18 protein-coding genes are annotated in these 21,610 nt (G+C 42.5%); 10 read left to right on the top strand and 8 right to left on the bottom strand.

Annotated elements, in window-relative coordinates; genetic code table 11:
- Together VIN08_RS14565 and VIN08_RS14560 are read left to right on the top strand one after the other, a co-directional pair.
- On the top strand, window positions 1-576 hold a 576-nt coding region (locus VIN08_RS14565), incomplete at its 5' end, for a formate dehydrogenase accessory sulfurtransferase FdhD (RefSeq protein WP_331966499.1).
- 64 nt (window positions 577-640) lie between these two features.
- Complete coding sequence (locus VIN08_RS14560) at window positions 641-2,998, top strand: FdhF/YdeP family oxidoreductase (RefSeq protein WP_331966497.1); 2,358 nt, start codon at window positions 641-643, stop codon at window positions 2,996-2,998.
- Window positions 2,999-3,046: 48 nt separating this feature from the next.
- Here VIN08_RS14560 and VIN08_RS14555 read toward each other — a convergent pair whose 3' ends face one another.
- A complete protein-coding gene (locus VIN08_RS14555; protein WP_331966494.1) occupies window positions 3,047-6,394 on the bottom strand; it encodes a ligand-binding sensor domain-containing protein in 3,348 nt (1,115 codons plus the stop codon).
- A 768-nt stretch (window positions 6,395-7,162) separates the two neighbouring features.
- On the opposite strand from VIN08_RS14555, the gene VIN08_RS14550 reads away from it, so the two are divergent.
- Together VIN08_RS14550 and sthA are read left to right on the top strand one after the other, a co-directional pair.
- The gene (locus VIN08_RS14550) at window positions 7,163-9,133 is read left to right on the top strand and encodes a M1 family metallopeptidase (protein WP_331966491.1); all 1,971 of its coding nucleotides are present in this window, start codon (window positions 7,163-7,165) and stop codon (window positions 9,131-9,133) included.
- 403 nt (window positions 9,134-9,536) lie between these two features.
- Window positions 9,537-10,979, top strand: coding sequence for a Si-specific NAD(P)(+) transhydrogenase (sthA, locus tag VIN08_RS14545; RefSeq protein ID WP_331966489.1), 1,443 nt, complete (start codon window positions 9,537-9,539; stop codon window positions 10,977-10,979).
- Between the two features lie 76 nt (window positions 10,980-11,055).
- Here sthA and VIN08_RS14540 read toward each other — a convergent pair whose 3' ends face one another.
- Entirely contained in the window at window positions 11,056-11,640 is a 585-nt protein-coding gene (locus VIN08_RS14540) for a PhnA domain-containing protein (RefSeq protein ID WP_331966486.1), read from the bottom strand.
- A gap of 229 nt (window positions 11,641-11,869) precedes the next feature.
- On the opposite strand from VIN08_RS14540, the gene VIN08_RS14535 reads away from it, so the two are divergent.
- The gene (locus VIN08_RS14535; protein ID WP_331966484.1) at window positions 11,870-12,466 is read left to right on the top strand and encodes a class I SAM-dependent methyltransferase; all 597 of its coding nucleotides are present in this window, start codon (window positions 11,870-11,872) and stop codon (window positions 12,464-12,466) included.
- A gap of 12 nt (window positions 12,467-12,478) precedes the next feature.
- A complete protein-coding gene (locus VIN08_RS14530; protein ID WP_331966481.1) occupies window positions 12,479-12,607 on the top strand; it encodes a hypothetical protein in 129 nt (42 codons plus the stop codon).
- A gap of 7 nt (window positions 12,608-12,614) precedes the next feature.
- On the opposite strand, the gene VIN08_RS14525 is transcribed toward VIN08_RS14530, so the two are convergent.
- Window positions 12,615-13,340, bottom strand: a complete 726-nt coding sequence (locus tag VIN08_RS14525) for a Crp/Fnr family transcriptional regulator (RefSeq protein ID WP_331966478.1) — start codon at window positions 13,338-13,340, stop codon at window positions 12,615-12,617.
- A gap of 147 nt (window positions 13,341-13,487) precedes the next feature.
- On the opposite strand from VIN08_RS14525, the gene VIN08_RS14520 reads away from it, so the two are divergent.
- The 4 genes from VIN08_RS14520 to VIN08_RS14505 all read left to right on the top strand — a co-directional run bounded on the left by VIN08_RS14520 (window position 13,488) and on the right by VIN08_RS14505 (window position 17,687).
- A complete protein-coding gene (locus tag VIN08_RS14520; RefSeq protein WP_331966475.1) occupies window positions 13,488-13,751 on the top strand; it encodes a hypothetical protein in 264 nt (87 codons plus the stop codon).
- A 30-nt stretch (window positions 13,752-13,781) separates the two neighbouring features.
- Window positions 13,782-14,645, top strand: coding sequence for an RNA polymerase sigma factor RpoD/SigA (locus VIN08_RS14515; RefSeq protein ID WP_331966472.1), 864 nt, complete (start codon window positions 13,782-13,784; stop codon window positions 14,643-14,645).
- A gap of 97 nt (window positions 14,646-14,742) precedes the next feature.
- Window positions 14,743-15,072 carry a PadR family transcriptional regulator gene (locus VIN08_RS14510; protein WP_331966469.1) on the top strand — a complete coding sequence of 110 codons (330 nt, stop codon included), beginning with the start codon at window positions 14,743-14,745 and terminating at the stop codon, window positions 15,070-15,072.
- Complete coding sequence (locus VIN08_RS14505; protein WP_331966466.1) at window positions 15,069-17,687, top strand: ABC transporter permease; 2,619 nt, start codon at window positions 15,069-15,071, stop codon at window positions 17,685-17,687. The genes VIN08_RS14510 and VIN08_RS14505 overlap by 4 nt, the downstream gene beginning before the upstream one ends.
- Window positions 17,688-17,779: 92 nt before the next feature.
- On the opposite strand, the gene VIN08_RS14500 is transcribed toward VIN08_RS14505, so the two are convergent.
- The 5 genes from VIN08_RS14500 to VIN08_RS14480 form a co-directional block, all read right to left on the bottom strand.
- On the bottom strand, window positions 17,780-18,454 hold the full coding sequence (locus VIN08_RS14500) for an alpha/beta hydrolase (RefSeq protein ID WP_331966464.1): 675 nt from the start codon (window positions 18,452-18,454) through the stop codon (window positions 17,780-17,782).
- A gap of 49 nt (window positions 18,455-18,503) precedes the next feature.
- A complete protein-coding gene (gene ygiD, locus VIN08_RS14495; RefSeq protein ID WP_331966502.1) occupies window positions 18,504-19,337 on the bottom strand; it encodes a 4,5-DOPA dioxygenase extradiol in 834 nt (277 codons plus the stop codon).
- A 122-nt stretch (window positions 19,338-19,459) separates the two neighbouring features.
- Window positions 19,460-20,044, bottom strand: a complete 585-nt coding sequence (locus VIN08_RS14490; RefSeq protein ID WP_331966461.1) for an ester cyclase — start codon at window positions 20,042-20,044, stop codon at window positions 19,460-19,462.
- Window positions 20,045-20,092: 48 nt separating this feature from the next.
- Entirely contained in the window at window positions 20,093-20,755 is a 663-nt protein-coding gene (locus VIN08_RS14485) for an NADPH-dependent F420 reductase (RefSeq protein ID WP_331966458.1), read from the bottom strand.
- A gap of 115 nt (window positions 20,756-20,870) precedes the next feature.
- Entirely contained in the window at window positions 20,871-21,449 is a 579-nt protein-coding gene (locus VIN08_RS14480) for a Crp/Fnr family transcriptional regulator (protein WP_331966456.1), read from the bottom strand.
- Between the last annotated feature and the right edge of the window lie 161 nt (window positions 21,450-21,610).

Raw genomic sequence — 21,610 nt, 5'->3', positions numbered from 1 at the left:
GAACTCGCGGAAGGTTTCGTTCCGCATCTGATGCAATCAGACAGAAATTTTTATACAACATCCAGCTGTGGTGTTTGTGGCAAGAGCTCGATCCAATCTATAAAAACCGTAAGTCCTTTTCACAAAGCAGATAAACCGCAGTTAAGCATTGCTACAGATATACTATATCAATTGCCCGGAAAGTTAAAAGCAGCTCAAAGCGATTTTGCTGCTACAGGAGGTATACATGCATCGGGGCTTTTTACGATTCAAGGCGACCTGGTTCTATTGCAGGAAGATGTTGGGAGACATAACGCATTAGACAAATTAATTGGCTGCGCGTTGGCAAATAACGCTTTGCCATTGAATCAACATATCTTGCTTCTTAGTGGCAGAGCAAGTTTCGAATTAGTTCAAAAAGCAGCGATGGCAGGCATTTCTATCGTAGCAGCGATGGGCGCTCCATCAAGTCTTGCAGTAGAATTAGCTATAGAATTTGATATAACAATTCTGGGCTTTCTCAAAGAAAACAGATTCAATATTTATAACTCAAGCAATAGAATCTTGATACCAACAGTACATGAAAATCAGAGTTAAGGCAACACGCTGGTATATATATAGATCAAAATCCGAAATAGCAAAGTCCATAAATACATAAGCTATGGGAGACAACCACAAAAAAGCCGCAGATAACCATGAGCCCTCTGCCGAAAACCCCTATAAACTATTAAACCTGAAATTAACCCCTGTAGAAAAATGGGCTGCAGGTATACCAGCCGTTAAAGCAGCCTTCAGCGATCTTCTGAAGGAAGAGATTCCCGTGCGCGGAATGAAGGCACTGTTTAGGATGAATCAATTTGGTGGCTTTGATTGTCCGAGTTGTGCCTGGCCTGATCCGGATGATGATCGATCACCATTAGGAGATTACTGTGAAAATGGAGCCAAGGCATTGGCTGAAGAAGCAACTGCAAAAAAAATTACAGCTGAGTTCTTTAAGAAAAATTCAGTGTATGATCTCGCTAAACTAACCGACTATGAAATTGGTGGAATGGGAAGATTAACCGAACCCATGTATATACCTAAGGGTGGCACCCACTATCAACCTATACCTTGGGACGATGCGTTCAAAAAAATAGCAGAACACCTCAATGCATTAGCAACACCGGATGAAGCTGCTTTTTATACTTCCGGAAGAACAAGCAACGAAGCATCCTTTGTATATCAGCTTTTTGCAAAAGAGTATGGCACCAACAATATGCCCGACTGCTCCAATATGTGTCATGAAACATCCGGCACGGCATTGTTACCAACCATTGGAATTGGCAAAGGCACAGTAACACTAAAAGATTTTTACGACACAGATGTAATTGTAATTATAGGGCACAACCCAGGCACCAATGCACCGAGAATGATGAGTGCACTGGAAAAGGGTAAGAAGAATGGAGCAAAAATTATTGCTATTAACCCATTGCCCGAAGCCGGACTAATGGGCTTTCACAATCCCCAACAGGTAAATGGTATACTGGGTAATGGCGTTAAGCTGGCAGACCTATATATGCCGGTAAAGATAAATGGTGATATGGCACTGCTGAAAGCTATTGAGCTGGTGCTGCTTGACCTTGAAAAAAAATCTCCGGGAGAAGTATTTGATCAAAAATTTATAACAGAAAAAACGGTAGGGTATAATGACTTTATCAAACAGTTTGATGGCTATAAATTGGAAGATCTCGCAGCTGCTTCAGGAGTAACTCAATCTGCCATTTATGAAGCCGCTAAAATGCTGGCATATAAAAAACGAATCATTTTCTGTTGGGGAATGGGACTTACACAACAACCCAACGGAGTAGACATGATTAAAGAGATCGTAAATTTACTTTTGCTAAAAGGAAGTATAGGTAAACCTGGCGCAGGTGTTTGCCCTGTTCGGGGGCATAGTAACGTTCAGGGTAACAGATCGATGTTGATTAATGAAAAGCCCACCGAGGAACAGCTTGATCGCGTACAAAAAGTTTTCGGCTTTAACCCTCCGCGCAAACATGGATACGATGTTGTTCGGGCTATAAAAGCAATGCAGGACGGTAAGCTTAAAGTTCTTTTCTGTATGGGCGGTAATTTTCTATCAGCAACACCCGATACGACCTATACGGCAAGGGCCGTTCGAAAATTGAATCTAAGTGTTTGTGTTTCCACCAAGCTCAACCGCGGCCACCTGGTACATGGACAAGAAGCATTAATACTCCCCACCTTCTCAAGGAGTGATATAGATATAGTTAATGGCGAGCATCAGTTTGTGAGTACTGAAAATTCCATGGGTGTAGTGCAATCATCCAAAGGTATACTTAAACCAGTGTCTGATAATCTTGTTAACGAAACACAGATTGTTTGCCGTATGGCCATGGCAACGTTAGGAAACAAGTCCATTATCAACTGGCAACGCTATGCGAATAGTTATGATGCTGTGCGGGATGATATCGAAAAGACCATACCAGGTTTTGAGAACTATAATGTGAGAGTACGAAATAAGGAAGGATTCTATTTGCCCAACGCTGCACGTGAGGGACAATTCATTACGAAGAAATATGGTGATCGCGCTCCCTTTACATTAACATCTATACCCAACAACGCTCTTGCGGATGATGAGTATATGATGGCCACCACGCGCACGCACGATCAATTCAACACCACTATATACGGCCTTGATGATCGATACCGGGGCATCAGGAATGAGCGAAGAGTAGTGTTCATGAATCCAAAAGATATAGAGCGAGGCGGATTTATAGCAGGTGAAAAGGTAGACTTGTTTAACTATGACGATGGCATTGAACGAATAGCACCTTTATTCATTATCGTTTCCTACGCCATACCCGAGCGAAACACCGTTACCTATTTTCCGGAAACAAATGTTTTAGTTTCCGTTAACAATGTTGTAAAAGAAAGTAATATGCCTGCAGCAAAATATGTCAGGATCAAAATCAGAAAGCATGATCCTAAAATATATGAGAGAATAGATCAACTGTAAGTACTGAAAATATACCTGTATAATATCCAAAAGACAAGACAATTAAATTCAGCCCAGCGGGATTCGTACAGTAACCGTAGTAAACCTGGTTCGTTCGCTTTCTATCTCAATAGTACCTCCTAATATTTCGAGTGCTTTCTTCACTATAAATAAACCCAGGCCGTTACCGATCGATTTCTCTGATCCACGATAAAACATTTCGAATATCCGATCGCGCACTTCCTTCGGAATACCAATTCCATTGTCCATCACCTGAACCACTAACTGTTGATTTTCCTGGGAAAGTATACATTTAACAAACGGGTCATTTTCTTTTCTGAATACCATACCGTTTTCCATCAGGTTTACAACAATATGATTCAATAATACAGGATCACCCTGAAAAGACTCACCCACATTGTTTTCAATCTCCACTCTTACAGTGTTGTTGGCATTGAGAGTATTCAGTTGATTTTCCAGTGATTGTATAAATTCATCAACGCAAATATTCTCTCTTATACGTTTCGTGCGAAAGAGAGCACCCGTATCACCCAGCCGTCCGAGAAGTCGCAGCATACGACTCGCTGTAGCCTCAATATTAACAAAATAGGCACTCAAATCTTCCTGCCGATTTTGCATCCTCGCGAGGCGGGCCAAACCGAGTAAAGATGTAATCGGCCCTCTCAAGTCGTGACTGGATCTATATAAAAATGTATCAAGTCCTTTATCTGTTTCTATAAGCTGCTTGATCGTGAGTTTAAGTTCTTCCGTTCTATTCTCAACAAGTTTCTCAAGATTCACATTTACCCTTTGAAGCTCTTCATTTACTGAATTTACTTCTTCGTAAGCCTGCTCTAACTTTTCGTTCTTGTCTTTGATCTCTTCTTTTTGCAACTCCACTACTTTTGTGCGCTGCGTTACCAGACTTTCAAGTTTCCGTTTTTGCTGAAACAGAAAATTTGTCCGGATGTGAATAACGGTGAGTGTAAACACAATCAGTAAAAAAGCAAAACCAACTCTCACATCTAAACGCTGATGCCATCGCGGTATAACAATGATCTGGATACTTGCGGCCTCGTCATTCCAATATCCATCGCCATTCGTAGCGCTTACCTTCAGTGTATATTCACCCGGAGGAAGATTGGTATAGGTAGCCGTTCTGCTTTCATTTATATCATTCCAGTCGTTATCAAAACCTACCAGGTAATATCGATACTTATTCTTTTTCGGGAACTTATATTCAAGACATGCAAACTCGATGGAGAAAACATTCTGACTCGGCTGAAAAGTAATCGCTTTTAACTTTGATATACTCATCGTTAAAAGCCCGGATTTGTCGTTCATGCTAACAGCATCATGAAATAAGCTAAGCTTGGTGAATACAACTTTAGGCTTACTGTGATCTTCCAATACTTTTTCAGGGCGAAAAACATTCAGACCGTTCGTGCCGCCAAAGTAATAGTCTCCGGTGGAGCTTTTTAATTTAGCGCCTTCGTTATACTGTGTACCCTGCAATCCGTCAGCAATGGTATAGTTGAATATTTTTCCTTTAGCCGGATCATACCGATGCAAACCATCGAAGGAAGTAAACCAAAGATTGAGTGAATCATCTTCGAGTATAGAGGGTATATTTTTTTCACGAAACTCCGGTATAAGCGAGCTAAAGGTATATGTTTCCGGATCAAACCGAATCAACCCTTTGTTATCTGTTCCTACCAGAAGTTTTCCTTTAGAATCAAGTTCAAATTCCAGAATCTCGTTGGTTGGTAAACTCAATGAGTCGCCCGGTATATTTATAAACGACTTGAACAATCTTGTCCTGGAATCATAGCGATGAATTCCGGCCAGTCTCGTCCCCATCCAGATATAGCCTTGTTTGTCTTTTCGCATACAGAAAACCGATGCCGTGTTCGTATTAATCGGGTTCTCTCCCGATATAGTGAGTACCTTGAATATTTTCCTGTCGGGCAGAAATTCATTCAATCCTCCCAACTGTCCTACATAGATCCGATCGCCATCTTCCAGGAGCGACCAAACATGATTGGTGCTGATGCTCGTGGTGTCATTGGAATTATGAAGGAAGCGCGAAAAGGTATTCGTCCGCGTATCAAAATAATTCAATCCCCCGGCAAAGGTGCCTATATATAGGTTGTTGTTATGATCTACCAGCAACGACTTTGCCACGTTTGTAGTCAGGCTATTTTTGTTGGTTGGAGAATTCAGGTAAGAGGTAAAGTGTTTTGTTACCGGATCGAATTTATATAACCCGGCACCATCTGTTCCGATCCATATTTTTTGATTGTGATCTTCAGCAATAGAAAGAACAGAGTTCTTTCCGATGCGTTCCATGTTTACATCGAAGTATCGGTAATGTTCAAAACGCGGCCGCGCGCCCGATATAAAGGTTAGCCCTGCACCAAAGAGTCCAACCCAATAATTATTTTGCTCATCTACATATACCTCCTGTATACTGCCATTGTTCAGTATCCTGTTTTCGCGCGTAAGAATCTGCGTAAACCTTCCGGCACCTTCGTATCTGTAAAGCCCCGCACCATCAGTACCTACAAGAAGTATACCCTGGCGATCTATACTCATCGTAGCAATAATATTGTTTCCGATAGAAGTTTTATCGGAATTATGGGTAAAATATTCGAATGTCCGGTCGCTTTCATTCTCCAATCGAAGTATACCACTTCCGTTCGTACCCAGATATATAGCACCTGTTGAGTCCTGCACTATATTTACCACGAGCGTAGAAGTCAAACCATCCGACACATCGTTTTGCCGTATTGTTCTTTCTATACCTTTGGAGCCGATGATATTGATTCCTTTGGCCGTACATGCCCAGATCTTTCCATCTCTGTCTTCCAGCAAAGCATTCACCGCGTTATCCGATAACCCTGTTCCATCTGCACGATAATGATACCGCGTGATCGCAAAAGTTTCAAGATCGATCCTGTTCAATCCCCAATATGTACCCACCCAAAGATGATGACTCCGATCTTCCAACGTGCATAAAATGGTATTCTGACTAATGGTATTATCATCAGAAGGATTCATGAGAAATTTCCGAAACGTTTCCTTCTCGCTGTCGTAAAGATTCAGTCCATTGTATGTGCCTATCCAAAGTCGCCCATCACTATCAAGCAAAAGATTTCGAATTACGTCATTGCTAATACTTGCAGTATCACTATCAGAATGACTGAACTGTATAAAAGAATATCCATCAAACCGGTTAAGACCATCTCCGGAACCTACCCAGATAAAACCGTCACGGTCTTTCATTACACAAGCAACACTGTTTTGCGATAGTCCTTGCTCGCTGGTAAATGTATTGCTATATACAAAAATTGAGGGCGTTACCGGTTGGCAAAATCCATTGCCGGCAGGCCATAGTGCAACTACCGCCAGAAGCAAAATTCCTGCTCTGTATTGAAAGAAAAAGGACCAAGTCTTTCTAAGTAACAACACTCCTTAATTTCGAAAATAAAATCGAGATCACCCCTTGGCACACACTCTTTTCTTCAATCTTCCCTTACGCCAATTAATAGGCTTTCTTCAATGGAAAAGAATTTTTCAGCCTGATCGACAAGCCTCATCATGATATCCTCTCCAAACGATTATCCAGGGATATATTTAATACGAATCAACGCTTTATTTTTAGCAGATCGCTGACCAGGCACCAAACTGCCTTAAATGATGATCGATATGTTTATAAGCAAATCCAATCTGCTCCTTCTTGTCTGCGAATTTTCCCAAAAGGCTTGCTATCTCTTAACTCCTTTTTCAAGATCATGTGCCCCCGATCAAACGCCCCATAAAAACACGTTCTATCTTTATCTTGCCCACTATCAATTCTTCGCACAACGTGCAATGCTTTAGCATCTAAAAAACTTTCATCTTACCCTATTGCTCCTGGCCCTGCTGGTTTAAAGAATTAATCCTGTTTATCAACTCTTCCCGTGTTGCTATATCAAGACAGACTTCATAGATGGAATTTATCTTCCTTTAAAGAACCTAAAAATGCCGAAGACTATCAACTGTATACCCCGTACCATCCACCAGTAATTATCACTATATATAGGAAAGTATATCGTAAAAGAACTATAACCGATAATAGCGAAGCCATACTTTTTGCGTTATCTTTAGCCACAGGTATAATCTATACTACCAGTGGAATATTTTATGAATCGCATTTTTATAGCGCTTACGTTTGTTCTCTTTTCCGAGGGAACCTCCGCCCAACCACAGGCACCGGCAAAATCAAAATATATACCTTCCGATCTGTTCGCGGCATCCTCGTTTTTACCTGCCGGAAATTCCTATCGATCGGCTACAGGTGAGCCCGGACCCGCCTACTGGCAAAATCGTGCTGACTATAAAATTGATGTGAGCCTTGACGATAAAACGGAAATTATTACCGGCACCGAAACCATTACCTATTCCAACAACAGCCCGAATACACTTTCGTTTTTGTGGATACAAATGGATCAGAATGTATACAAAAAACATTCTAAAGGTCTCGACAGTAAATTGTTCCTTACAAGCAACACACAGGATTCAAAATATGGAGAAGGTTTTGCAATCGAATCTGTCGCTGTAAAAAATGGAAAAGGAACTCTTAGCGATACGCGATATACTATATATGATACCCGGATGAAAATAGAGCTTGCAGAACCGCTTCCTGCCGGGCAACAGCTTTCGTTTCAGATAAAGTATAATTACAAATTCCCGAGAAATTTTAAGAATGCAGATTTCAATGTAAATCGCACGGATATACTGCCAACCAAAAATGGCGATATATATTCGGTAGCACAGTGGTATCCGCGTCTTTGTGTATTGGATGACGTGAGTGGCTGGAATACACTTCCCTATTTAGGCAACGGAGAATTTTACCTGGAGTACGGAAATTTCGATGTGAACATTACGCTTCCCTCAGTATATATCGTGGAAGCCTCCGGAGATCTCATGAACCCGGAAGAAGTATTGACACCCGCCCAGCTCGAACGATGGAACAAGGCAAAGACGTCTGACAAAAAAGTATATATACGAACCGTTGAAGAAGTTACCGATCCGGCTTCCCGGCCTTCCAAACCTTTCTGCACCTGGAAATTCAAATTAACCTCTGCTCGCGATTTTGCCTGGACTGCATCGAAAGCTTTTGTATGGGAAGGTATTGGCATTGCCCTGCCGGGTGGTAAAAAAGTATTAGGCAGTTCGCTATATCCGGCAGAATCCAAACTGACTGAAAGTTGGGAACGCTCCGGAGAGTATATCAAATTTACCTTACAGTATTTTTCACAACAGTGGTACGAATATCCTTACAATAAAGCTGTGAACGTTGCCTCAAACCTGGATGGCATGGAATATCCAGGGCTCGTGTTTTGTGCGGCAAAAGATAAAGGGAATATGTACTGGGCAGTAGTTAATCATGAACTGGGACACACGTGGTTCCCGATGATTGTCGGGAGCAACGAAAGAAGATACGCGTGGATGGACGAGGGACTAAATACTTTTATAGATAATATAGCGACAAGGGATTTTAATAGCGGAGAATTTAAAGGCTATCCTGAAATTGATATAGCGACTGCCGGTCTCTTTGCTGATTCACTCCCATCCATTATGACACGCCCGGATGTTATGCCGGGCAATGAAGTATATACCGTACAATACCAGAAAGTGGCCTATGTACTCTCACTTCTCCGGGAACATATTTTAAGTAAAGAACAATTTGATTTTGCCCTTCGCAAGTATATCCGCGACTGGGCTTACAAACATCCAACACCGTGGGATTTTTTCAGCAGTATAAATAACTCTACAGGCGAGGACCTGAACTGGTTTTGGAAATCGATGTTCCTCGAAAACTATAAACTCGATCAAAAAATAGCCAACGTTACCAACCCGGTAAAAGGACAATCTGCCAAAGCTCAAATCGTTATTGAGAACATGGAAAAAGCTGCAATGCCTTTGCTTATTGAAATCACTTTCGAAAACGGAAGCAAGGAATTTCACAACCTTCCGGTAGAAATCTGGGAGCAGGGCTATAGCTATACATTTACTCCGGATTCCAATGGTGCTATAACTAAAGTTGCAATAGATCCGAAAGGTATATTTCCGGATATAGCCATTGCCAATAATGTTTGGAGCAGTAAATGATCTGCCATAAACGACATTCAAACGAACGCTATAAAGTTGATACCGGGTTTACTCAAACCAGCATAATCATTTCAGAAGAATCACATCAAAATACCGGGCGTCTCACACAATTCACCTTCCGATACCTCATTGAAGCGTGGGTAAAAGAAAACTGAAATCCGTTAACGCGTATCAAGGTGCTCGACATTGAAAAGGCAACCACAAGATTGCCACACTTCCTGTATAGGAAACGGCTATAAATTACATGAAGGAGCAGAAAATTCCAGGGAGCACTTCGTATATTGGAGGAGCTTACGGTAAAAAATCCAACTGATATAATGCCGGGGTTGCTCGCGCATCGGTGTCAAAAAAAACTAATGGATTCCGGAGTTTTGCAAGATTAGAGTGACATTGAGGTTATGCAATGGAAATAAAGAAAGAATTTGATCTTATCGTCATTGGGTCTGGCCCTGCGGGAGAGAAGGCAGCCGTTAAAGCAGCATATTTTAATTACCGGGTTGCCATCATTGAAAAAGATGAGTGGTTTGGAGGAGCGGGTATTCAGACCGGAACGCTTCCGTCCAAAACACTAAAAGAAACCACACTATATCTTTCAGGTATATATAGCAAGGGAATCTTCAGCATTGATAAAGAGCTGAATCGCTTTGCCGGCATACAGGATTTTATGTATCGGAAAAATCTTGTTACCAATCACGCGGGCAGAAGCGTTGAGTCGAACCTGAAGCAACACAACGTAACTATATTTAAAGGTCTGGCGCAATTTATCAGCGACCATGAGATACGCGTTGCCAACGGTGCGGATGAATATATACTATACGGTCAGTATATCATTATCGCTACCGGCTCTTACCCGGTACATCCTTCTACCATTCCGTTTGATGGTATACGGCTTCACGATTCAGATTCCATACTGTCTATAAACCGTTTTCCAAAATCACTTTGTGTGCTGGGAGCTGGCGTAATCGGCTGTGAGTACGCCACTATATTTGCGGCTATGGGCATAAAGACCTATATCGTAAATAACACAAACAAGATATTGGGATTTCTGGATGAAGAAATTTCCACTGCCCTGGTACAGCAGATGGAAAAGAATGGCATTACTGTATTGTTCAATAATATCATCACGAATTATATCGTGCCGGAAGATGCCAACAAAGACCTGACATTAACCTTGCAGAATGGAGAAACGCTTTCGGTAGATATGTTTCTGTTTGCCGCAGGCAGAAGCGGCAATACCAAAGATTTACATTGCGAAAAAGCGGGTATAATTCTGGGCGAACGCGAAACCGTAAAAGTCAATCATAAATTTCAAACTAACATCGAACACATCTATGCCGTAGGCGATGTAGTTGGTTTTCCTGCCTTAGCCAGCACCAGCATGGATCAAGGTCGCATTGCAGTAGCGCACATTTTCAAAACAGGCGACCTGCAGACACTCACGCATATATTTCCGTATGGCATATATACTGTTCCGGAAGTTTCTATGGTGGGTATAACAGAAGAGCAGGCTAAAAAAGAAAACCTGGAATACTCCACGGGCATCTGCTACTATCGCGATACTATACGGGGAAAAATCATGGGCGACCAGGACAATGGATTTCTGAAACTGATCTTCGAAAAAAAATCGCACACGATCTTAGGCGTTCACATCATTGGCAACCTGGCAACCGAGATAATCCACTTCGGGCTCGCGCTGGTAAAAGAGAAAAAAACACTGGATGAAGTAATAGCCACCGTCTTTAATTTCCCTACCCTGCACGACCTCTACAAATATGCTGCCTACGATGGCCTGGGGCACCTTATCGGCAAGCGGATCAAGAAAGCAGGAGAGATCAGTTTACTATAGATTCATTTCTTCAAAAAGAACACGCACATTATATATAGGAGTAATGATAATACCATTGCTCCTATATATATAACATTTACGATGTTGACTTCTTTACAAATTGAGTCAATATCACAATTTGTTGTCCGTTAACCTTTCCTTCAATTTGCCCTGCGTTGTCTTCTACCAGCGCTATACCTTTTACTGCTGTTCCCCGCTTGGCAGTAAAACCTCCACCTTTTACATCCAGGTCTTTTATAAGCACCACCGTATCGCCTGCCTGCAGCACGGTGCCGTTGCTGTCTTTATGTATAATCTTCTCATCAGGTGTTACGTTTTCTTCTATGGTTGCTTTTGCCCAGGCCAACGTTTCGTCATCCAGGTATAACATATCGAGCAGATCCTGAGGCCATCCTTCATTACGCAATGTATACAGTATACGCCAGGCCATTACCTGCACCGCAGGCTCTGTACTCCACATACTGCTATTCAGACAACGCCAATGATTTGCATCCATTTTACCGGGATCATTGATCTGCTCCATGCAGGTGCTGCAAAGCAAAATATTCCTGTCAACGACTGTTGAAATTCCCGGAACCTCATAAACTTCCAGGTTTTGTGTGCTGCTACATAATTCACATGCAGATCCGCTGCGTTCCAGTAATTGCTGTTTAATATCCATTATATCATTTTTAATGACGAAAATTAAGTACAATAATTTATTTCAACTCAATACACATCTGCCTGCGTATACTCTTTTATCGGAAGCATAGCGCTGCATTGTTTCAAAGATCGTTTGATTCCTAACAAACAAGATTGATTTATATCAATTGACAGATTGAGATGCATCAAGTGCTTAGTGCAACATCAACCGTAGTTTTACAACTTCGGTACATTCGCCAGCAAACTTTATGGTATTCCAACTTCTTCGTCTCAGTATTGATATTTCAGATAATGAGTTCAACTCGATCTATCCCGCTGATATCGAACTTCTCGCACAGAAACATTGGACACCCGTACAGGTAGCTAAAGCAGCATCTGAATTTCTTGCAAATCACCCCGGCAGGCGTGTGCTGGATATAGGCTCAGGTGTCGGCAAATTTTGTATGATTGGTGCTGCCCACACAAAAGGATATTTTACAGGAATCGAGCAACGACAACACCTCGTTGATCTGTCCACAAAGCTTTCCGTTCGGCACAATCTGAACAACGTAAAATTTATCCATGCCAATATAACCTGTATTGATTTCAGAGATTACCACTCCTTCTACTTCTACAATTCATTCTATGAAAATATTCAACCGTATGGGCGGATTGACGATACCGTGAAGCTCGATATACAACTCTACGATCAGTATACCCTATATATGACCGAACAATTACACCGTCTTCCAATCGGTGCACGGCTGGCGGGTTACTATGCATCGCCCACCATTATCCCTCAAAGCTTTCAACTTATCGACTCCCTGCATTACGGTAGATTAACCTTTTGGGAGAAAGTCTTTTAAAATTACCAGGTCATGTTCAAAAAAATAAAGCTCCTGTTCAATCAATATCGTGAGTATATACGCGTGGATTTTATCATGTATGGTGTGCTTATAGGCATGATCATTATATACTTCATTTTTAGTATGCTCCAAATGCTATAGATAGGGTTCAGCCTTTTTTCGTCCTCGGGTTCAGGCCCATCAGGTTTGCTTCTTTTATTATACCCTTTCGGTTAATGATGCAGATCGTCTTATCAGTTTTCTCAATGAGTCCGGCCTGTTTAAATTCCTGTAGCAGTCTTACTAAAGTTTCCTTGGCAGTTCCCACCATATTGGCCAGGTCTGTTCGTGAAAGAATGATCTGACTGCCAGCGGCCGACTGATGGGAGGATTTGAATTTTTCATCGAGTATCAATAGGTTAAATGCGAGCCGTTCCCGCACGGATTTGGTCGCCAGGTTTGTAATGCTGTTGATAAACAAACTGAACTCGTGCCCCAACGCTTTTAACAATGCATTGGATAAAGAGGTTGAATTGCGCAGCACTCTCAGAAAATTATCTTTCGGTATAAATGTGATCTGTGCTTCTTCAATAGTAGCAGCCGAATCAGGATACAACTCTTCGCCTAACAGGGCATGATACCCCAGCAGCTCGCCTTCGCAACACAGGTAAAATACCTGCTCACCTCCCTTGGCTGTGGTTTTATATTTCTTAACCCTGCCTGACTTTACATAGAATATACCGCTGGGAATACCGCCTTCACGAAAAATAACCTCACCTTTCTTATACACGTGGGTAACTCCGGAACCCATGAGCGATTCCTGTTCTTCGGGCGTTAAGCCTTCAAACAACTGATCCGTCTTCAGGCGAAAATTCTCTGATAAAAAATTCTTCAACGCAATTATGATTATAGTCTTACCTGCAAATTTTAGTTAATCAATCAATAATCAGATTGACTTTTATCAATGGCTAAGTTGATCATTTTCATCATCTATCAATTTATGTGAGTCTAACTTTACCAGAGAATAGTAAGAACTTTTTTCATGGAAGCTTTTTGCAGCGAAGTAATTGCCGATATCAGGGAAGCCGAAAGCGAGATTGAATTGATCAAAGTAATTGGCAGGTCCATGACTTTTCTGCGAAAGGAACAAAATTCATTTAAAGAATCCGGCTTTATCATGAATATGATCGCTTCACTTTATACTATTGATATAAAGCCTCTTCCGCTTCACACCAGGCAAAACATTCAACTCGCTATTGCCATTTTCAAACAGTTTCAGAAAGAGAGTCATGAGCGCATCTTCTGAAAACCATATATATAAATTTAACAGCGTATAATGAGACAACTAAAGATCGCCAAACAGATCACCAACCGTGAAACACAATCATTAGATAAATATTTGCATGAGATTGGCAGGATAGATCTTATTACAGCTGAAGAAGAGGTAAATCTCGCACAACGCATTAAAGCAGGCGATCAGGCTGCGCTGGAAAAACTGGTGAAAGCCAATCTTCGATTCGTTGTGTCGGTAGCCAAGCAATACCAGAACAATGGTTTGTCGTTAGGTGATATGATCAATGAAGGAAACGCAGGACTTGTAAAGGCCGCGATGCGTTTTGATGAAACGCGTGGTTTCAAGTTTATTTCGTATGCCGTATGGTGGATCCGTCAATCAATCATGCAGGCACTTGCCGAGCAATCCAGAGTGGTTCGTATACCGCTAAACCGTATAGGTATATTAAGCAAGCTCAATCGTACGTTTGCTTCGCTCGAACAAAAATTTCAACGCGAACCATCACCCCAGGAGTTGGCCGAAGTAATGGATATGCCTTCAGAGGAAATACAGGAAACTGTACAAATGGGTATACGGCATGTTTCTATCAACGCGCCTTTTGTACAAGGTGAAGAAAACGGCCTTCTTGATGTATTGGAAGATGCGTCAGAAGAAACACCCGACTCCGGTGTAATAAACAACTCTTTACATCAGGACATACAACGTACACTTTCTACACTGTCACGAAGAGAAGCCGATATAATTTCACTCTATTACGGATTGAACAGCCAGCCTTCCATGTCGCTGGAAGAGATCGCAGAAAAATTCAATATCACGCGCGAACGTGTAAGGCAGATCAGGGAAAAAGGTTTGGACAGGCTCCGCTCCAATGCAAAGAATGCTGTATTAAAACACTACCTGGGATAGTCTGCCCCGGCTAGAATAACCATTATCATAAAAATTCTCTGTAACCTTTCTGTCTTTCGTGAGTATATTAACTACATTTAAGTAAAATATACATGACGTGAGCCGACATCAGCTTGGAGAATTTGAAGAAATTGTAATGCTTACTGTAGGTATTCTATATAAGGAGGCCTATGGGGTTGCTATCATTGACGAGATGGAGCAACGACTTAACCGGAAAGTCAGCATTGGTGCTTTGCAGACTGTTTTGAGGAGACTTGAAAGTAAAGGATACCTCACATCGGAATTTGGAGAAGCCTCTAACGTGCGGGGCGGAAAACGAAAACGATACTTCAGTCTTACCACACTGGGATCGCGCGTGCTGCGCGAAACACAGGAACAACGCCTTCAATTGTTTAAAGCTATACCACGTGTTGCATTCCCGAAATGATGAATCAGTCACCTAACATACAACCTCCTGAACTTTTCCTCCGGTTCTTCCGATGGTTCTGCGATCCTTCTATGGCCGAAGATATAGAGGGCGACCTCACCGAAATGTTTCAGCGCGAAGCAGCGGCAGGAAGTATAAAAAAGGCCCGGCTGCAATTTTCCGTAAATGTACTCCGGCTGTTTCGACCGGGGATTATAAAGAAGTTTGGTCGTCAATCAACATTCACTCACCCATCACCTATGTTCAAAAATTATTTTATTACTTCCATGCGCTCGCTCATGCGAAGCAAGGGATTCTCCGCGATTAATATAGTCGGGCTGGCTGTAGGGCTCGCCACATTTAGCCTGATCAGCTTTTATGTATACAACGAACTTAACTTCGACCGCTATCATAAAAATGCCGATCGCATTGTTCGCATTGTAGAGAACCTGCGAACAGAAAATGAAATGTTGTTCCAGTCAACAAGCTCACCTCCTATGGGGCCCCGCCTGCTGAAAGATTTTCCGGAGGTAGAAAGCTATGTACGCCTGCAAAAGTGGAATTTACTCGCGCAGCGAAACGGTATATCGTATTATGAGCCGGACTCGTATATAGCCGACAGCACTATATTTGACATCTTCAGTTTTAAATTGATAAAAGGCGATAAGAAGACAGCCTTGCGCGAACCATTCTCTATTGTACTGACCGAGTCGATGGCCAAGAAATATTTTGCCGATGAAGATCCGATTGGCCAGATGCTGAAGATGGATTACGATAATTTTAAAGTGACGGGCGTTATGGAAGACGTTCCTGAAAATTCGCACTTCCGTTTCTCTAATCTTATTTCTTTTTCTACCTGGAGTCGTAACAATAAAGATGCAGAAGACAGATCCTGGTTCTGGAATGGCTTCCACACCTATATATTACTTCGCGATGCTCAATCGATCGACAAGGTTCGGGCCAAGATGCCCGACTTCATCAAGCGAAATATAGAGAAAGGTGGCATGTACTATGAAGACCTGCCGCTGCAACCGCTTGCCAGTATATATATGGCACCTCAGCGCTCGTGGGAAAACGGAACGCGCGGAAGTATGAACAATGTATATATACTTTCCATCATAGCGGTGTTTATATTGCTCATCGCCTGCTTCAACTATATAAACCTGGCAACCGCACGCGCTTCAAGACGATTGAAGGAAGTAGGACTTCGTAAATCGCTGGGAGCACTGCGCAGAATGCTGGTAGCGCAGTTTCTCGGAGAGTCGATCATCATCACGTTCATTTCTTCTGTGCTCGCAGCGGTTATAGCGTGGCTGACGTTGCCCGCATTCCGCACGCTGGTGGAATCTCCGCTCAGCTTTACTATACTTCCCAATGTGTGGCTCGTGGCGGGTGCTTCGCTGATCTTTATACTCTTTATCGGTATACTGGCCGGGGCTTATCCTGCGCTGATCATCTCCGGGTTTCAACCGCTGCAGATATTCCGTCCTTCAACAAAAGGTATATATAGTCACCATAACTTCAGAAAAGTGTTAGTGGCCGTGCAGTTTGTTATCTCCATTATGCTGGTAGCCGGTACGTTGCTTGTTTACGATCAACTTACATTGGTACGAAACCAGGATCTGGGCTTTAACAAAAACGCTACACTGGTAGTACCAACCAATGGCGACAGTGTAATTGTCAATCACATGGATGCTATTAAGAATGAATTGAAAAGTGTAGCGGGAGTTATTTCTGCAACCGGATCGGCAACTGTACCCGGGCAATCCACCAACAATCTATATACTGAAATAGAAATGACCGATGGAAAGATGTCACCTACCAACATCAACTATAATTTTGTTGATCACGACTTCCTGGCGACTTATGATATAAAATTACTTGCAGGCCGTAACTTTCTTCGCGAAGTAAAGGCGGACGATACTACGGCCTACCTGATCAATGAAACAGCTGTAAAAGATTTTGGCTGGACTCCCGAGCAGGCTATTGGCAAAAAGGTGCGTGGCCGCGATGGCGGAAAGATCATTGGTGTAATAAAAGATTTTAATTATCGCTCGCTTCATATGCAGGTAGAACCACTGTTGATGGCATTGACCGGACGCAATCGCATCTCCATACGCCTGGAAGAAAAAGACATTCCGGCCACTGTAAAACGGGTGCAGGAAAAATGGAATGAGCTCGCTCCTCACCTGCCGTTTGATTATTCGTTTCTCGATGTAGACTTTGATCGTCAGTATAAAGCTGATCAGCAACTGGGAAAAGTAGCCGGTGTATTTACAGGGCTCGCTATATTTATAGGATGTCTCGGATTGCTTGGTCTTACATCCTTCGCTGTAGAACGCAGAACCAAAGAGATCGGCATACGCAAAGTACTGGGTGCATCGGTAGGCAATGTAGTAATATTGATCGCACGTGAGTTTATCTGGCTGATTGCCGTAGCACTGATAGTAGCCACTCCGTTAACATGGTACCTGATACAGCAGTGGGAGCAGAATTTTACCCTGCAGGCGGTTATCAACCCGCTTCGTTTTCTGCTGGCAGGTATAGCAGTGTTTGTGTTTGCCTGGATCACCATCAGCTTCCTGTCATTCCGCGCTGCCACCTCCAACCCAACCAAAGCACTTCGAACAGAATAATATAGTATAAATATATTTCGATATAACTAAAAAGGGTTTCGCATATACGAAACCCTTTTTTAATTTAAGATACTTCTATTTTGTATGCTTTATTATTTTTTCCGTTCGTTGAGCCAGGCTTTCAAATCCGTTAACACTTCGAGGTTGATTTGATGACCGATGCTATATTCATGATAGCTTACCGGAACATCCAGGCCTTCCAAAAATGTTTTGGCCTGCCGCGCATAATGCACCGGCAACGTACCATCCTGCACACCATGCGCCAGAAATACATTCACTTTATGCAGATCAGGATTCTTTTTTACGGATGTTTGTATCTGCTCCAGCACTCTGCCGCTAAGTGCTATGATCCCTTTCACTTCCTGCGGATGCGTTAGCCCTACACTATAGCTCATAATAGCCCCCTGACTAAAACCACCGAGGTAAATTTCATCCAGACTATATTTTTGTTTTACCTGTGCTATAAATTTCAGGATCAGTTCTCTGCTGGAAAGTTCCTGCGCAGTATTGATTACGGGTTTACCCGTGGAAAAATCAACATTATACCAGGCGTATCGGCCTGATCCCAATGTATATTGACCGCGGGCTGCTATAATATAAAAATCATCCGGCAACTGATCGGCCAGGTTGAACAGATCACTTTCGTTACTGCCCACACCGTGCAACAGTATAATAGCCCGTGTAGATTTATGTTTGGCCTCGCGCACAAGATACTGCAATGCTAAATTCCCGGTCGTTGCATTATTTTCTTTCACGATAGATGCCATAGTAGTGTCGTATATATTTATTGCGAGAAGAAATAACCACACCATATTCTTAACCAAATTTTACGGATGTCATGGTAAGTGACCCTCCCACCGCTTTATCATTGAAGAAAGATATACCGTCTTTACCGCCTTTTAATCCGAGAGTATATATCAGTGGAAGGTAGTGTTCCGGAGTAGGTATAGCAAGTGATGCTTCTCTTCCCAGCGCAGTATAATTCATCAGCGCGCGATGATCGCCCTCCTGGATAAGTGTTTTAAACTTATCATTGATTTTTACTGCCCAGTCGTAGCCATAGTTAGGATCATTCAATTTATCCCACGCTACCAATCCGAGGTTATGCACCATGTTGCCACTGCCCATAATCAATACACCTTTCTTACGCAGTGCATATAGTTCCCGGGCAAGATCATAATGATATTGTGGTGCCTTGGTATAATCTATACTCAATTGCAGCACCGGTATATCTGCTTTTGGGTACATGTGCCGTACAATCGTCCATGTGCCGTGGTCAAGTCCCCAGTCGTGATCCAGTTCAACGTTAGCAGAGTGTACTAACGCAGCAGTTTCTTTTGCCAGGGCCGGATTACCGGGCGCAGGATATTGCACGGCAAAAAGTTCTTTCGGAAAACCGCCAAAGTCATGTATCGTTTCAGGAAAATCCATCGCGGTAATTTTTGTTCCGCGCGTAAACCAGTGTGCCGATACAACCAGCACAGCCTTCGGTGTTGGGATCTCCTTCGCCATCTGTGTCCACCTGCGACTGAACTCTGTATCTTCAATGCCATTCATAGGTGAACCATGCCCTACAAACAGAACAGGCATTACTTGTTCCTGCTCCGGCAAATTATCGGTAAATTCTCTAAATGCTGATAATGTTGTCATACCTATTGCGCCTGTTACGGCCGATTTTATGAATTGCTTTCGTTTCATCTTTCTATACTTTTAGATGACTTGGTAAAGTAAACAGGAGGAAGATATACTTTGCCCTTCCTCCCCCTCTGCGTTTACTTCAAACCTAACTGCGTTGCGTAGGTTTGATTATCCCAGAAGAGATGTTCTTCTTTCATCACACCATTCTCCCATATACCTACCGTTGCCATGGGCATTTTAAATGCTTTACCGGTTGGCTGTATAAATTTACCATTACCGATAGGAAGTGGTTTGGTAAAAGTACCTTCAAACACGCCTGTTACCAATGTATAATTACCAGATCCAAATCTGATCGGATGTTCTTTTATCCGGGTATCAGGAGCGTGAACAAAAAGTTTTTTCAGGTCATCGATATGAACATCAATTCCTTCGGTAACGTGCCCGTCAGGCCAATAAACTTTTATATTCTGCGCATGGCTTTCTTTGAGCCTTTCCCATTTCTGGTTGCTGAACACATCAAAGTCCAGTTCATCAAAAATTTTCAGGTGCTTTGAGATACTGTCGTTGGAAGCCACCAATTGAAGCGCTATAGTTTTCAGACTATCAACATGCTCTTTTGATATGGCAGACGATTCTTTGCGCTCACAGCTTTGAAAAATTACGGATACAAATATCGCCATAAACAGGGTAGCGATGATTTTAAACTGTTTTGTTTTCATATAGTATATATTGTTAGGGTTGATAATTATGTATAGTATAGATAGATCCTAGTGATGCAGTACTTTCCAGCCGGCCAGCCAGTTGTAGTTATACTTCATGGTTAGCTGTATCAACAGCACGGTCATATTCTCCAGTGTTCTGCTAACGGATAGATTACCGGCTATAATGGGATTGAAGCCTGTGGCCTGCACCAATTCAGAAACAGTTTGCAGGGCTTCCGGATCGTTGCCTGCAACAAAAGCATCCGCTTGCTTTCCGCCAATTACCGGACTTGCAAAATCGGCCGCAAAAATGGTACTGAATGCCTTAACGATTTTTGAATTGGGTAACAGCTTCTGCAATTCTTCGGCAGCGCTCGTATCTGGCGCAGTAGTCAGACCGTTGTATGTTTCATTTAGCGGATTAGAAATACTCACAACAATTTTCTGCGTGGCAACCTGCCTGATCTTTTCAGCGATTTCTTTTTCTTCGTGGTAAGGAACAGCCATAATAATGAGGTCGGCTTCCCAACTGGCATTCATGGTACAATCCAGCACATCCACATCGGTAGTAAGATTACCCTCCATAATCTCCTGTGCCAGAGTATAAAGTTTATCGTGGTTCCTGGCGCACAGCAGCAACCGGTAATTACCCTGCGAAAGATTTTTTGCAATAGCCGAACCCATGTTGCCCGTGGCACCGATTATCGCTATAGTCTGCTTGGTCTTCATACAATTTTGGTCGTTTGTATGATACAAAGCTACTATGGCCGCATGCCCCGGTTCATTGCGTTCAGATAAGAAAAACCATTGACTTTTGTCAATGAAACTACCAGGAGGTGTATACCTACTTGCGGGTAATCATTTTCTTTCTCATGCGACTCAGTGTTTCAGGGGTAAGCCCCATATAGGAGGCGATCATGTGTTGGGGAACGCGCTGAACGATGTCGGGATACATCTCTGTAAAAATGGTATAACGTTCTTCGATGGGTAAACTGATAATGGTAGTAAGGCGTCTTTGAAGCGCTATATAGGCATTGGTTATTTGCAGCCGTATATAGGTCTCGTACTTGGGCAGCACTTTCAAAAGTTCTTCGTGTGCACTCTTGGTTACGAGTACCAGTTCAGAATCTTCCAGCGCATCGATGTTATAGGTAGCAGGTTCGCCTGTTAAAAAGCTGAACAAGTCAGATATAGTCCAGCCCTCCAGTGCAAATTGAATGATGTGTTCCGTTCCGTTGTCTACCGAATATTCGCGCAGAGATCCTTTCTCTACAAAGGCAATGGCTTTGCAAATATCTCCCTCCTGTAAGAGGTATTGTTTCTTTCGAAGTTTCTTCAACGTGAGGTAGGGCTTTATCTGCTCCTGCTCTTCGGCCGTAAGCGAAACTTTCTCATTGAATTTACGAAAGAACAGGTCGTACATAGCACTCAGGTTGATCGTGATACAAAGATAAAAATCGGTTTAAATACAGAACGATTCAAAATTTCCCGGATGAAGATTTAGATAACGATCCGTTGCTATCTTTAGCGCATGTATACACGCGGGGAAGCATCACGCATAAAGCAGGAATTCTGGACCATCTT

Source organism: Ohtaekwangia sp., from assembly GCF_036568665.1.
GTDB lineage: Bacteria > Bacteroidota > Bacteroidia > Cytophagales > Cyclobacteriaceae > Ohtaekwangia.
The sequence above is the reverse complement of the archived record's forward strand: the minus strand, read 5'-3'. Positions and strand labels throughout refer to the sequence as shown.